Here is a 14624-nt window from a genome sequence, read left to right on the forward strand (position 1 = left end):
TTCTATGCTCCCACGATTTTGTCGAAGTCCATCCCGAGATCCCCAATGATCTTGATTGCAGTCGCCCTTCCGCCGCCTGTAACGCCCCCGGGCGGATGCATGAAGGTGCCGGCGAGATACATACGATCGATTCCAGGGACCGCGTACTGCGCCAAGTCAGGTGTGGGGCGGTGGCCACCGATCTGGTGGAAATACGATCCAAGCCCGCTTCCAGCGCCGCCTTGGAAGGTGGGAGAATGTCTGCGGACGTCTAGCGGCGAGTCGAAGTGGAAGGCCTTGACGTTGTCGGGCGTGAAGTTCGAACAGTACTCGGAGAACTGTCTGCCGACAGAATTTGATATCGCCTCCTTTCGGGCGTCCCACTCCTGAGCACCGCCGTCGCGCAATTCAAAGGGAGCGTGGCCGGTGATCGACAGTGCCGCTTTGCCGGGCGGCGCGCGCGTCGGATCGAATTGCGACATCACGTTCGCGGTGAGCAGGGCACGGCGCGGCATCTCGCCATGGCGAATATCGTCGAAGGAACGGATATAGCCGTCAAGATCTTTCGGGGCCATGCCGATGAGCGTCGCGCGGCCTGCCTCCTCGCCCGCGTAGTACTCGGGCGGCTTATCCATCGCGTAGTGGCTGATGAAGATACCGTGGCCGGCAGTCTTCGTGCGTTTGGCGTTCGCGGTTACGGTGGGATCCAGGCCATCGATGAATTCGCCAAGAAACCATGGGTGAATCTGGCCTACGACGGCGGTCTTGGCTGCAATGACGTCTCCTCCTTTGAGGCGGACGCCAACGGCACGTCCGCCGCTTACGACAGCCTTTTCAACGTCGACATTGTTGCGCAGTTCGCCTCCATGATCCCGCAAGCAGGCGATCAGGGCGTCAACGAGCGCGCCGCTGCCGCCGATCGCAACCCCGGGAGAATAGGCGTGGACGAAGCCGGGCATGTTAAAAAGGATGCCGCCGGTCCCTTTCTCCCCCGGCGAGATCAAGACCTCTGCTGCGAATTTCAGCAGGTGGATCATGACCTTTTCATTCTCGAACATCTCGCGAACCAGGTCTAACGTGCTTCGCTGCATGATCTGCATCAACTCCTGGCCCTCGCGGCTTTGATCCAAAAGCGCCCAGAAGGCGCCTTGTGGTGCCGGGGGCACGAACAGGCCTTGCACGATCAGGGGCAGAAGCTTTGCGCTCTTTTCCGCGAATTGACGGTAGGCGTCAGCGTCGCGCCGCGAGAGTTTGGCGATGGATTCGCAGGTGCGATCGAGGTCGCCATAAGTGACGATCGAGCTCTGATCGTCGAAGATGGTTGAGAAAACGCGTTCGGGATTGGCGTAGCGCAGCCCGTATTTCGATTTCAATCCCAATTCGTCATTGGCGAGTAGCGGATTGGCCTGGATGAGAATGTGAATGGCGGAATGCCAGTCGTGCCTAAACCCGGGCGCGACGCTTTCAGCCGTATAGACGCCGCCGCCGTACCAGCTATTTCGCTCGAGGACGAGGACCTTTTGCCCCGCCTTGGCAAGGTAGCAGGCCACGATTAGCCCGTTGTGTCCGGACCCGACGACGACGACGTCATAACTCTCTTGCATAAAACAATCCCGCGATAGCATTACAGCATTGCATTTCGTCAAAACCATAATACACCTATGTATAGGTGTAAAGTCGCTAAGCGAGGCATTTGTCCAATGAGGGCGCGATTCCAAGAAGGAAGGTTCAGCCATCGGATCCCGTTGAGTTTCCAGATCGCTCAGATACTTCGCGAGCGCGTCGCCCGCGGAGAGTGTCTACCCGGTCAACGCATTCCCACCGAGATCCAACTCGCCAAGGAGTTCGGCGTGAGCGTAGTGACGGTGCAGCGTGCGCTGCGGGACTTGCAGGCCGAGGGGTTGGTCGCGCGCCATCGCGGCCGCGGTTCGTTTATCAGTTCGGATGGACCCGCGCTTCTTAAGACGGCGACTTCCCACGATGCGCTTGGTCAAATGTTTTCCGAAGAGTTTGGGAGTGATACGGAAATCATCGCGCGCGAAACCGTTCGCTGCCCTCCGTATCTCGCCGAATCGTTCGCTGGCGCGAAGAACCTGATGCGGCTCAAGCGCCTAGTTCATCGCGACGGAAGACCTTGGAGTTACGCCGTCGCGCATCTGCTGCCAGAGCACGGCAAGAAGCTATCCCCCTCATTGCTGCGAAGATACCCCACCTTTCGCCTCATGCGAGATGTAGTTGGCGTTCCGCTAAACGATGTCGACATGCGTATCGAGGCCCGCCTTCCTGACGCAGAGGTTGCCGAGGCGTTGAAAGTCGGCCCCCTCTCCCCGATCCTGACCTACAAGGGCAGGCTTCACGATGGTCAAAAGCGGACTTTGATTGCGATCGAACTTTCCTTTCCGGGCGATCGCTTTGCGCTACGCTTCAATATGGATCTTCAGGCGGGCGGGACGAAAGCAGATTTACCTTGAGTGAAAAGATCCATGCCGGCGGGCATGGTTCAGCCAGTTTCCGTGCCCCTGATGACGGTCGCGCAACGTGACCTTGGACGGCATGCGGCTTGGGCAACGTGGACGTCTGGCAAATTTGACAATTCTCCGATGTGCGGAGACGGAAACTATTCCGCTCCCGGCCAGGCTCCCGTCAGAGGACCGGTGAGCCAAGAGAGCTTGAGTGTCGTCCTATGTTCGCTCCCGTCCCTCGACGTCGGCTTCACTTGAGCATTGCCCTGAACTCGGGCGGCACGTTCCCACCGCGGAGCTCGCCTGTATCGGCAATGTCCGCCAAGCGCGCTGCTCGAATCCGCTGGCTACCTCAACGTTCCCTACCGAAAGCCTGTAGTCGACTTGAAACCTCCGTTGGCCCCACGCGGTCGTCTCGGCGTAGATCACCAGTTCGTCGTCGTAGCGGACAGGCTTCACGAAGCGAGCGCCGACATCGACGAGCGGCGTGACACCGTTGAAGCGGCGTCGAAGCTCGCGCTGGCCCAGTCCAAGCTTACGCAGCCAGCGCTGATAGGCGCAGTCGAACCAATAGAAATAGTTGGGATAAAAGACGATACCGGCTTCGTCGCAGTCTCCCCATTCTACCGTAAAAGCTGTCTCAAACATCCGTGTCCTCACACCGAGCCATCCGCCTTGCCGCAGACATTGCGCAATATAAAATCTATTTTTCTATAAGCAATTTGTATTGCATAATACAAAATGCTTTTCATATTAGGCAATAATACGCCGGCCAGATAGCATAGTGAGGAAGGGTCATGCGGCTCAGTCGCATCGCGGTAGTCGGAGGAGGTCCTGCAGGGCTGTACTTCGGTTACCTTTGGAAACGGAGGCACCCAGACGCCCAGGTTGACGTCTTCGAGCAAAATCAAGAGGGGGCGACTTGGGGATTTGGAGTCGTCTTTTCGGACAAGGCGCTCGACTTCCTTCGAGCGGACGATCCGGAAGCGGCGGAAGCCATCTCGGCTCGCATGGAGACGTGGCGCGACATCACACTGGTTCATCGTGGTACGCGCACCGTTCTTGATGGTGTCGGATTCTCCGCTGTCGGTCGGCTCGAATTCATCACGCGACTGACAGCGCGCGCTCGCTCCGTCGGCGTGACTCTGCGGTTTGGCACGGTCGTGCGCTCTGCAGATGAGCTTGCGGGATACGATTTGATCGTGGCCGCGGATGGCTTAAACTCGCTGATCCGGCGGACCCATGAGGGCGATTTCAAGACGTCCCTCTCCTATGACGACAACAAGTTTGCATGGTACGGTACCACCAAACGCTTCGAGACGCTGACCCAGACGTTCGTCGAAACCGAGCTAGGCACGTTCAACGCTCATCACTACCGGTACTCAGGCGAGATGAGCACGTTCATCGTCGAGTGCGATCGCAAGACCTGGCTGCGAGTTGGCTTCGCGGACAAGACCGAGGAAGAGAGCAGAGCCATTTGCCAGAACGTGTTCGCCGAGACGCTCGAAGGGCACCAGCTGGTGAGCAACAAGTCGGTCTGGCGGAGCTTCCCTTGGTTGTGGAACGATCATTGGTCATTTCGAAACATGGTTCTCGTCGGCGACGCACTCCACACGGCGCACTTCTCGATCGGATCAGGCACGCGGCTGGCGCTTGAGGACGTCGTTGCTCTCGTGAGCGCGTTGGATCGTGAACAGCATGATCTGCGTGGAGCGCTCGAAGCTTATGAAGCGACACGGCGTCCCATAGTGGAGACGCTGGTCAAGGCGGCAAAGACAAGCGCGGCGTGGTACGAGCGTTTCCCTGAACACATGAAGCTGACCCCGCTCGAACTCGGCTACAGCTACATCACTCGCTCGGGCCGCATCGACGACGCTCAACTCCGCGCAATGTGTCCGTGCTTCATGAAGCATTATGACGCGCTTTCACCAGGCCCAGATAAATCGCGACAGCCAGGAGCGCTTTCATGACGAATCAGATCGGTCGCGCGATTATCGATCGTGTTCCCAACGATGCTCCTGGCGCTCGGGAGATAGAATTCGTTGTCTCCGAGCGGTACAACGCGAGCGAGATCCTGTTCGACAACCTTCAGGCGGGTCGCGCCGACAAGATCGCGATCTATGCCGCGACAGGTAACGTCAGCTACGGACAGCTATGCGCGAAAGCCGCAAGGATCGGAAATGCCCTCAAGTCGCTCGGGCTCGCCCCCGGTGACCGCGTCCTTTTTCTTCTGGACGACACTCCAGCCTATCCAGCCGTACTCTTCGGTGCAATTCGTGCTGGTTTCGTGCCGGTACTAATCAACATCCTGTCGCCAAGGGAACTCATCCAGTTCTACCTACAGGATTCTGCCGCACCATTGGCGATCGTCGACGCCGAGTACGCGCCTCTGTTCGACGAAGAGACGATCGCGGGAACGTCGTTACGTGCGCTGATCGTCACAAATGGTGATGCATCATCCAAGCCAGCCTCTCTCCGGGTTCTGAATGGGGACCATTGGTTCGCTGAGTTCTCTCCCGCGCTGGACACGGCGCCTACAAGTCGCGATGACATGGCGTTTTGGATGTACAGTTCGGGCAGCACTGGCCGGCCGAAGGGCATTGTGCACCTGCAGCACGATATGGCCTATACTGCCGAAAGCTTCGGTCGACATATCTTGGCGATCCGGGAGAACGACGTTTGCTTCTCCGTGCCGAAGATCTTCTTCGCCTACGGTTTTGGTAATTCCATCACTTTCCCATTCTCGGTCGGCGCGAGCACGGTCCTTCTCGCTGGCCGGCCCGAGCCAAACGCGGTTCTCGAGACGATCGAGAGATTCAGGCCCTCACTCTTTTTTGGACTGCCGACCCTCTATACCTCACTACTCCATCATCCACGCATCGATTCCGCCGACTTCTCGAGTGTGCGTCTTTGTCTGTCCGCTGCCGAGGTCCTGTCCCAGGATATCTCTAACGATTGGAGGCGGCGTTTCGGGCACGAGATTCTGGAAGGGCTCGGATCGACCGAGGTTCTCCATATCTATCTTTCGAACACGCCGAGCCACAAAAAGCCCGGAGCCGCCGGCAAGCGCGTTCCCGGATATGAGGTCCGGCTGACGACTCCCGAGGGTAAGCCAGTCACGCGAGGCGAAGAAGGTGTCATGTGGGTCCGTGGTCACTCCAACGCGCCCTGCTATTGGAACAGGCCGGACAAAACCGAGCAGACCATGCGCGACGCCGGGTGGATTTGGACCGGCGACAGGCTTGTCGAGGACAGCAATGGCTTCTTTACATTCGTCGGCCGCGTCGACGATCTCATCAAGGTGAGCGGTCAATGGATCTACCCGCTCGAAATCGAACTGTGCCTGTCCGAACATCCGGCGGTTCGGGAATGCGCCGTCCTCGGGATTGAACTCCAAGATCGCCGCATGACGACCAAGGCATTCGTGATGCTTCGCGACGGCTATTCAGCAAGTGAGGCACTTAGCCGGGAATTGCAGGACTACATCAAGTCCAAACTGCTCCCCTACAAATACCCACGGTTGATCGAGTACTGCATCGACTTGCCGAAGACCGGAACAGGCAAAATCGATCGACAGAAGCTTCGCGGAGCATCTTCTTAGTCCTAAATCACTCCCATTTTGTCGTTTTCATCTGCGACGAAAATGCCCTGTCTAATCCATCACCAGTCTTGATGGAATTCGCGATAACACCGTTCAATGCGAAGATATCAGTGGCGCTGCAACGACGATGTTATTCCGTTCCCGCGTTTACAAGCTAATCGCCATGATCGAGCCGACTCTCGCAACGCTCCGCCGCCAGCGGTCCTTGTCCTGAATCAAAACGGAGACAGATATTGCCCCACGATTCCATCATCGCTCCGGCGGCCGATACACCGCAGCGCCGAGCCTTCTACGATAAGATCGACAAGAAGAATCTTGCGGCGCTATGGTTATCGCTCGCCGACCTTGTAACTCCCGAACCGAGGAGTGCTTGTCGACCCGCGTCTTGGCGCTTCGACGATATCAGAAAATGTATGCTCGAGGCGGGAGATCTTATCACCGCCAGGGAAGCGGAACGGAGAGTTCTTGTTCTCGAGAATCCCGGCCTCCGCGGGCAGTCCAAGATCACCACGGATCTCTACGCGGGCGTACAACTGGTCATGCCGGGTGAGGTGGCGCCGGCTCACCGCCACACTCAGTCGGCGCTGCGGTTCATCCTTGAGGGCGAGGGCGCCTACACCGCGGTGAACGGCGAGCGCACCATTATGCACGAGGGCGACTTCATCATTACGCCTCCTTGGGCCTGGCACGATCATGGAAATCCGAGCGCAAACCCGATCTTCTGGCTAGATGGTCTCGACATCCCAGTCTTGCAGATGCTGGACGCATCGTTTGCCGAACATCTCGACGTTGACGAACAACCTATCATCCGACCGGTCGGCGACAGCGACGCTCGCTATGGTCACAACTTGCTTCCCGTGGACCACCAAGGCGGCGGTGGCACGTCGCCTGTGTTCAACTATCCGTATGGACGGACCCGCGAGGTGCTTGAGCAGTTGCGGCGCTCGAGCGCCTGGGACGCGTGCCACGGCCTCAAGATGCGATATACCAATCCGATCACCGGCAATCATGCCATGGCGACCATGGCTACATTCATCCAGCTCCTGCCAAAGGGTTTTGGAACAGCGGCGTATCGCTCGACGGATGCGACCGTCTTCGTGCCGATCGAGGGCAAAGGTCGCAGCGTGATTTCGTCTCGATCCGGTGAGGACATCGTGGTCGACTGGAGCAAGCGGGACATCTTCGTGGTGCCATCCTGGCATCGTGTCCGCCACGAGGCGATTGAGGGGGACGCCGTGATCTTCTCCTACTCCGACCGGCCGATTCAGGAAGCCCTGCATCTCTTTCGTGAGGACCGAGGCAATGTCTGATATCCTTCCCCACACCGATTTCGTCCTGCCGCCTCCAAAACTCGCTTCGGTGGCAGTCCACAATTCAAAAAGGCGTTTTCCGGTGCGTCGCATCATCTGCGTTGGCCGCAATTATGCTGCGCATGCCCGCGAGATGGGCCGGGATCCTGATCGCGAACCGCCATTCTTTTTCATGAAACCGGCAGATACGGTCGTGGATGATGGGGCGACTGTTCCTTATCCACCGGAGACGAAGAACTTTCACTACGAGATTGAGTTGATCGTCGCAATCGGAAAAGCCGGAACCAATATCCCGGTTGACAGCGCACTCGATCATGTTTGGGGGTACGGCGTCGGGATTGATTTGACCCGGCGCGATCTGCAGCTTCAGGCGCGCGAGCAAGGCCGGCCCTGGGACTGGGGAAAGGGCTTCGACCACTCGGCCCCGATTGCGCCGCTGCGGCCAGTGTCGGAAGTGGGACATCCGAAGGACGGGCGTATCTGGCTTGCGATCGACGGCTCCATCAAACAAGACTCCGACATCTCCAAGCTCATCTGGCCGGTGCCGGACATCATCTCGATCTGCTCACGCTCCATGGCGCTGAAGCCCGGCGACATCATCATGACGGGTACTCCGGAAGGGGTAGGTCCCGTGCAGCGTGGGGAAGTCATGACAGCAGGGATCGAAGGGCTGGCCAATATAAGGATTTCCGTGGAGTAGCCGAGGAAAGGTTGCTTACGCGCTGCCTTGGACGCCGAACGCGCCAGCGTCTCGCGTTTGGCCTAGATTACAGAAGACTGCGCCGTTGATTCCGTCACCAGGTATCAACAAATTGGCGCCGCTTGGCCGTGCGCCGCTCTCGCTTCGCCGTAGCGCGAAGGCCTGATACGATCCATCGCCGCGACTGAGCTGGATCGATCACGTCGTCAACCTCGAAGAATGATGCGACGTTCAATGCACTGCCATCCTCATAGGCCCTCGCTACGCGTGCCTTGTATTCTCGTTCTCGCTCTTCCGGATCCGCAATCCTCTCGAGTTCCCGACGAAAGCCCAGTCGGACCGCTCCCTCGATTCCCATGGAGCCGAATTCACCGGTAGGCCAGGACACGGTAACCATCGGGGCGTGCAGACTTCCCGCTGCGATCGCCATCCCCCCCAGGCCATAGCACTTCCGCGTCACGATGCAGAAATAAGGCACGCTTAACGTCGAAGCCGTTACGAACAACCGGCTGACATGGCGGACTGCCCCATCTCGCTCGGAGGCCGGACCAACCATAAAACCTGGCGTGTCGCAAAGCGCCACTATTGGCAGGTCGAAAGCATCACAAAGCTGCATAAATCGGGCTGCTTTGTCGGCGGCCGACGAATCTATCGCGCCACCTTCACGGAGTGGATTGCTTGCGATGATTCCGATCGGTCGACCCTCGATGCGAGCGAACGCCGTGATTACGGATTGTCCAAATGACTGACGAAGCTCCAACACCGAATCGACATCGGCGAAGCAAGTTACGATGGCGCGCATATCATATCCGCGAAGTCGATTCTGCGGTATCATGTTGCGCAGGGCGTTCTGGTCATTGCATGACCACTCGCGCAACGCGCCTTGAAAGAACGAAAGGTATCTCTTTGCTACAAGGACGGCCGCTTGGTCGTCTTCCACAACGACATCCACGACGCCGTTCGGTGCCATCACACTAACCGGACCGACATCGTCGGGTAGGACTTCGCCGAGACCCGCTCCTTCGATCATCGCCGGTCCACCCATGCCGATCGACGCGTCGCGAGTTGCGATGATTACGTCGCAGCATCCCAGCATGGCGGCGTTGCCGGCAAAGCACCGTCCTGACACGACCCCGATCCTGGGTATCCAGGCACTCGATCGCGCAAAAACCGAAAACGTTTCCATATCAAGGCCGGCGGCGTAAGCGCGATCGGTATCGCCCGGACGGCCTCCTCCACCCTCCGCAAACAGGATGACAGGCAGTCGGCCGCTTTCAGCAACCTTCATGATACGCTCGGTCTTCAGGTGACCTGTGTGTCCCTGTGTCCCCGCGAGGACAGTGTAGTCATACGCCAGGATCCCGCACTGGGTGGCATCTTCGGAGAAAAGAGCGCCATTCACCGACCCGATACCTGAAATCAGCCCATCAGCTGGCGTGGATTTTATAAGCTCTTCAACCGGCCTGCGTGCTCTCTGAGCCGCGATCGTAAGTCCTCCATATTCGACAAAGCTACCATTGTCACACAAGTCGGCGATATTCTCGCGAGCCGTCCTATGGCCGCTCCTGTGCCGGGCGTCCACCGCGCTTTGCCTTGCAGCATCGAAAGTCAACGCACGTCGCGCCGTCAAGGCTTCCAGTTCAGGACGATCAAGCTCAAGGTTCAGTTCTCTCTCGGTTCCACCGGCGTCGTGCTCAATCTCAGCAGGCTCGAGCATGGCAATGATATCCCCAGCCTCCACGACGTCATTGATCGATACGGCAATTCTGCGAACGACTCCTGCCACTGATGCGGCTTCGACAAACTCCATCTTCATCGCGGATATGACCGCCACAGCCTGACCCGGGCTCACGCGATCGCCCTCTTGTATAGAGATCGACACGATGGATCCGCGTGTCGCCGCTCTGATCGGCTCAAAACCGTCCGGTGTGATTTCGGATCGATCACGCCGGACTGCGCCGTTCGCCGGCTCGGAAGCGTTCGCGGGAAAAAGCAGGGGGCGCTCGACTGTGGCAACCGGACCGTTGCGCTTCAAGAACGTCTCGACGAATCCAGTATCGACTTGCCACGCCACGACTTCCGGCTGCGTCAGAAGTGCGTGAAGCAGCCCGATATTGTTGTCAATGCCTTCGACACGGAATTCGCGTAAGGTTCGTTCGGCCAGCGCAGCCGCCGCGGAGAAACGTTCGGACTGCGAGTGAACGATGAGCTTTGCAAGCAGCGAATCGAAATTGCTCGTCGGCGAAAAGCCGCTATATCCCGCTGTGTCGACCCGAACACCGGGGCCTGATGGAACGTCGAAGGCCTGCAAGGCGCCTAACGACGGAATCGTGTTGCCCGCGGCATCCACCGCCTCCATGTTGATTCGCAGCTGAATGGCGAAACCTTTGGGACGTATCGAACGCTGGTTTAGGCCGATCTCGCCGAGAGTTTCACCTCTAGCAATGCGCAGCTGAGTCTTGACGAGATCAATGCCAAAGGCTTCTTCCGTAACCGTGTGCTCGACTTGAATTCTTGGATTGACCTCAAGAAAGACAAAGCCATTTTCCGGATCTTGTGCCGCGTCATGCCTGACCAGGAATTCGAATGTACCTAGATTTCGATAGCCGACGGCCCGCGCAATCGAGAGCGCTGCCTGCCCCAACTTTTCGCGTACGCTTGCGTCGAGCGCTGGGCTGGGCGCGATTTCGATCAGCTTCTGCCTGCGGCGCTGCAGCGTACAATCCCTGTCGCCAACCTCAAGGACACTGCCAGCTCTATCGGCAACAATCTGTACCTCGATGTGTCGCGCTCGGCTGACAAGTTCCTCCGCATAGAGTTCGCCTAATCCGAATGTGGCCTTCGCCTCCGAACGACATCGTTCGAAGGCGTCCGCAAGGGCATCTTGCGTGAGGACTGGGCGCATGCCGCGGCCACCACCGCCGGCCACGGCCTTGATCATCATCGCTCCTTGCGGACCCAAGGATGCGTAGAAGGCGCGGGCATCATCTAGGGTCAAGGCGCCTGTCGTGCCTTTTGGTACCGGTACGCGACATTTGCTTGCAAGGGTGCGGGCGCGCATCTTGTTGCCGAACACCGCAAGATGTTCGGGAGAAGGACCGACAAAAGTCAGGCCGTTTTCATCGCAGCGTCGTGCGAACTCCTCGCTCTCACTAAGAAACCCGTAACCGGGATGAATAGCATCGCACCCAGCCTCAGTAGCGGCAGCGATCAGTTGACCGATGTCAAGATAAGCTGTAGTTCCTCGGCCCCGAAGTGCAAACGAACCATCTGTCCGGCACACGTGAAGGGACAAGCGGTCGTCCTCTGAAAACACGCTCGTCGTGTGGATATCCAGCGCAGCTGCTGCACGTGCGATTCGTATAGCGATCTCACCGCGATTGGCGATGAGCAATCTAGTCACTGACGGCTTTTTCACTCCGGCGGTCTCCCGACGACCAAGCGCTCTCGAAGCTCCACTTTCTTGACTTTTCCCGAAGGAGTAAGTGGAAATTCATCGACAAACCAAACGTGGCGCGGCTTCTTGTACGGCGCGAGGTTTTGAAGACAGAACTGCACGACATCTTCGCTCGTCAACGTTTCACTCGGTTGGCACACGATGGCAACGCCGATCGCTTCGCCCCATTTCTGATCCGGCACGGCAAATACGGATGCGTCGCGAACCTTGGGATGGATATGTAACAGCTCCTCGATCTCGCGCGAGTAGACGTTCAATCCACCGGAGATGATCACGTCAGTCGTCCTGCCGACGATCGAAATATAGCCGCGGGGCTCGCGGAGTCCGATATCGCCGGTATCGAAAACGCCATCTTTCAGGACTTGCGCCGTCTTTTCCGGCTCGTTCAGGTATCCGTCAAAAAGGTGCGGGCCAGCGCTCACTACTCGTCCGGTCTGCCCCACAGCAACCTCGTTGCCGTCGGCGTCGACAACTCTCACGTCGCAACCGGACAATGGCCTGCCAGTGAACGTTGGATTTCTACGGTATTCCTCGCCATTCAGAACGGTAAGCTGCGGAGCCTCTGTTGCTCCATAGACCTCGGCCAATGACCAGGTTTTAAGTTCGTTCAAGAATCGTTCCGCGACCTGACCAGGCATACTGGCTCCGCCGTGAACCAGCTCCAGAGGCAGCGATTTTGTGGAATCGATAAAGATATTCGATTCGAGATACCGCGCGGCGATCGTCGGAACGGCGGCAAGTACGTTGGCGCCATGTTCACGGATTGCTTCCAGCGCTGCCCCCGGGGAGGCATCTCGCGGGAGTATGAGGGTGCCCCCCGCAGCCACGAGCGTTGTCATAAATAGCGCTTGCGCACCGCTGTGAAAAAGCGGGAGAGGACAATTTAAGCGCGTTTGCTTGGTGAAGCCGAGATCCAGTTGGCACGAGACGCTGCTGACGACGCGGGCCCGGTGCGAGACAACCGCACCCTTCGGCCGACCGGTGGTTCCGCTCGTGTAAAGAATGCTCTGGCTAGAATTCCAATCTCTCCGGCGCTCGGTTGCCGCGTCGGGGAGGCCTTCGAGAAGATTGCCTAAGTCTCGAGCGCTGTCGATGACTTCAACGTGACGAAGCGTCGGAACGTCGGCCTGCAGGGCTTTGAGGCGCTCCAGATGGCTTGAGCGGCAGAATATGAGCTCGACGCTGGCGTCGACCAAAATGTACGAGAGTTCGCGGTCTGTGTACGTTGGATTCAGAGGAACGAGCGCCGCGCCCGATTTCGAGATAGCGAACGCACAGACCATCCATTCAAAGCTGTTCGGGAGAATAACCGCTACGCGCGATCGCGCACCCTGAGCGGCGACCCAACCCGCGAGCTGAGACGATGTGCGGTCCAGAACCCCGTAGCTGTAAACTGTATCATTAGCCACTAGCGCCGCCGCATCGGGATCGAGCTGCGCCGATCTAGTCAGAATATTGTCCCACATCAAAGGACAGCTGTACGGGCTCGTGGGTGCAGAGAGCCCAATCATCGGACGGACTCCATTTTGCAGGACGGTGAAATGGCAAGAAAGGCAGCTTCGGGAGGAATTTCACGAACGACGGAGAGAAGATCCCCCGGGTACTGGACGTCGTTCCTTGCCTTTCCCTTCAAAAGGAACATAGGATTCAACTTCCGGCCATCGGTCCTGATTTCTCCAGATCCTAAAACCGGATCTTCTGTAGGGATTGCTTTCATTCGAGCGACCGTCCCGGCCCCGCTTGTCTTGGCGGCGTCCGGACCCATGCTTGCTACCGTTTTCAGATAGTGCCACGCTGCCGAGTAAGCGCTCGCATGTAAGGAGGAACAGAACGGCTTGCCCGTTGACTGCGCGAGACGGCGTGCGAATAGCTGGCTCTGCTCGTTTCGATTCGCATAAAAATTATAGGTGACGTAAAGGCCGTCGCAATCCGAACCGAGCGTTGCCACGAGCGGAAACTCAGCCCCGAAAGCCGCGATTTTTAGTCCCGATTGGCGGAGACCAAATTCTGCGACCTGCTTGACGAGGGTGACCAGTTCGTTTCCTGCGGTAGCTAATGCCAGCACGTTCGCGCCGCTTGTCTGGGCCTGGAGAATGAAACTGCTGAAGTCGGATGCTCCGGTTGCCGGATGTCTCACAACACCGAGAACCGATCCCCCCTCGTCCCGAACCCTGTTGCTGGCATCGCGTGTAAGTGCTGACCCCATCGCATTGTCGGCCGCGATGAAAAACCATTTATCTCCACCTTCGCTGAGGAGCGCGTGAGCTGCGCCAGACGCGATCGAATAGCTGTCATACATCCAATGAACGTGGTTCGGACTGCAACTCGCGCCGGTCAGCTCCGTCGTGATAGCACCCGAGAATAGCGCAACCTTGTCTTTGGAGCGCACAAGATGGGAAATGGCCAACGCCGCAGACGAGGAAGGAACGTCAAGCACCGCATCGATCCCTTGCTCATCAAACCATGATCGCACGATTGAGACGGCAAGATCGGGCTTCAGTTGAAAGTCGCCCATCACGACATCAACCGGTATATCCGGCCTAACCGCGCGAAAATCCGCAGCCGCGAGCTGAACCGCGGCGAACGAACCCGGGCCAGCTATATCTGCGTAAGACCCGGCGGCGTCCGTCAATACGCCGAGTTTGATGCGAGGCGTCGCCGACTTCGCCGCGCGCGGCACTGAAGATGCGAGCGCGCCGCCAATGAAATGTCGTCGTCCGATAAGCGTGGGCATGTCCCTCCTCCATTATTATCTTCCTTCTTGATCCTCATTGGCACTTGACGCGTCCGTGAACGCCAATGGAATTTCTCGAACGTTCGCAGGGTGAACATCCGTTGAGCAATGCGGCGGGTAATGGTTCGGGCAAGCCCATGTTGGGCTGGATGTCTCGCAGAAAGAAACGTCAGTATGTGTGGTCGACGAGGTAGGTCAGGTCTTGTTCGAGGGAAAGGCCAAGTCCGACTCCGGGGCGCTCACGGCACTGCTTCGCAAGCGGGCTCCACACGCCGAGGGCATTGGTTTTGAGGCCGGAGCGACGGCGAGTTGGCTGTGGCACGACTTGACCGTACCCCGCTGCAGACGTTGAGGCGTCCGCCCCGGACATCATCATGAGGC

At 58.2% G+C, this 14624-nt stretch carries 10 protein-coding genes; 5 read left to right on the top strand and 5 right to left on the bottom strand.

Annotated features, from left to right (window positions below; translation table 11 throughout):
- Positions 1–2: 2 nt before the first annotated feature.
- Positions 3–1631 carry an NAD(P)/FAD-dependent oxidoreductase gene (locus QA640_RS03060; protein WP_283039307.1) on the bottom strand — a complete coding sequence of 543 codons (1629 nt, stop codon included), beginning with the start codon at positions 1629–1631 and terminating at the stop codon, positions 3–5.
- Positions 1632–1724: 93 nt separating this feature from the next.
- Here QA640_RS03060 and QA640_RS03065 point away from each other — a divergent pair, with 93 nt between their 5' ends.
- Positions 1725–2450, top strand: coding sequence for a GntR family transcriptional regulator (locus QA640_RS03065; RefSeq protein ID WP_283039308.1), 726 nt, complete (start codon positions 1725–1727; stop codon positions 2448–2450).
- 210 nt (positions 2451–2660) lie between these two features.
- On the opposite strand, the gene QA640_RS03070 is transcribed toward QA640_RS03065, so the two are convergent.
- Complete coding sequence (locus QA640_RS03070) at positions 2661–3089, bottom strand: acyl-CoA thioesterase (RefSeq protein ID WP_283039309.1); 429 nt, start codon at positions 3087–3089, stop codon at positions 2661–2663.
- Between the two features lie 149 nt (positions 3090–3238).
- Here QA640_RS03070 and QA640_RS03075 point away from each other — a divergent pair, with 149 nt between their 5' ends.
- From QA640_RS03075 to QA640_RS03090, 4 genes are all read left to right on the top strand, one after another.
- A complete protein-coding gene (locus QA640_RS03075) occupies positions 3239–4411 on the top strand; it encodes an FAD-dependent monooxygenase (RefSeq protein WP_283039310.1) in 1173 nt (390 codons plus the stop codon).
- Positions 4412–4419: 8 nt separating this feature from the next.
- On the top strand, positions 4420–6042 hold the full coding sequence (locus QA640_RS03080; RefSeq protein WP_283043101.1) for a benzoate-CoA ligase family protein: 1623 nt from the start codon (positions 4420–4422) through the stop codon (positions 6040–6042).
- 233 nt (positions 6043–6275) lie between these two features.
- The gene (gene gtdA, locus QA640_RS03085; protein WP_283039311.1) at positions 6276–7352 is read left to right on the top strand and encodes a gentisate 1,2-dioxygenase; all 1077 of its coding nucleotides are present in this window, start codon (positions 6276–6278) and stop codon (positions 7350–7352) included.
- Positions 7345–8052, top strand: a complete 708-nt coding sequence (locus QA640_RS03090; protein ID WP_283039312.1) for a fumarylacetoacetate hydrolase family protein — start codon at positions 7345–7347, stop codon at positions 8050–8052. Before gtdA ends, QA640_RS03090 begins: the two co-directional genes overlap by 8 nt.
- Before the next feature lie 94 nt (positions 8053–8146).
- Here QA640_RS03090 and QA640_RS03095 read toward each other — a convergent pair whose 3' ends face one another.
- Genes QA640_RS03095 through QA640_RS03105 form a run of 3 tightly spaced genes read right to left on the bottom strand, consistent with a single transcriptional unit; the run spans position 8147 to position 14243 of the window.
- The gene (locus tag QA640_RS03095; RefSeq protein WP_283039313.1) at positions 8147–11470 is read right to left on the bottom strand and encodes a carboxyl transferase domain-containing protein; all 3324 of its coding nucleotides are present in this window, start codon (positions 11468–11470) and stop codon (positions 8147–8149) included.
- Positions 11467–13020 (bottom strand): class I adenylate-forming enzyme family protein, encoded by a 1554-nt coding sequence (locus QA640_RS03100; RefSeq protein ID WP_283039314.1) that lies wholly within the window; start codon positions 13018–13020, stop codon positions 11467–11469. The genes QA640_RS03095 and QA640_RS03100 overlap by 4 nt, the downstream gene beginning before the upstream one ends.
- A complete protein-coding gene (locus QA640_RS03105) occupies positions 13017–14243 on the bottom strand; it encodes an ABC transporter substrate-binding protein (RefSeq protein WP_283039315.1) in 1227 nt (408 codons plus the stop codon). The genes QA640_RS03100 and QA640_RS03105 overlap by 4 nt, the downstream gene beginning before the upstream one ends.
- Positions 14244–14624 lie beyond the last annotated feature (381 nt).

Origin of the sequence: Bradyrhizobium sp. CB82 (assembly GCF_029714405.1) — a bacterium.
Lineage (GTDB): Bacteria > Pseudomonadota > Alphaproteobacteria > Rhizobiales > Xanthobacteraceae > Bradyrhizobium.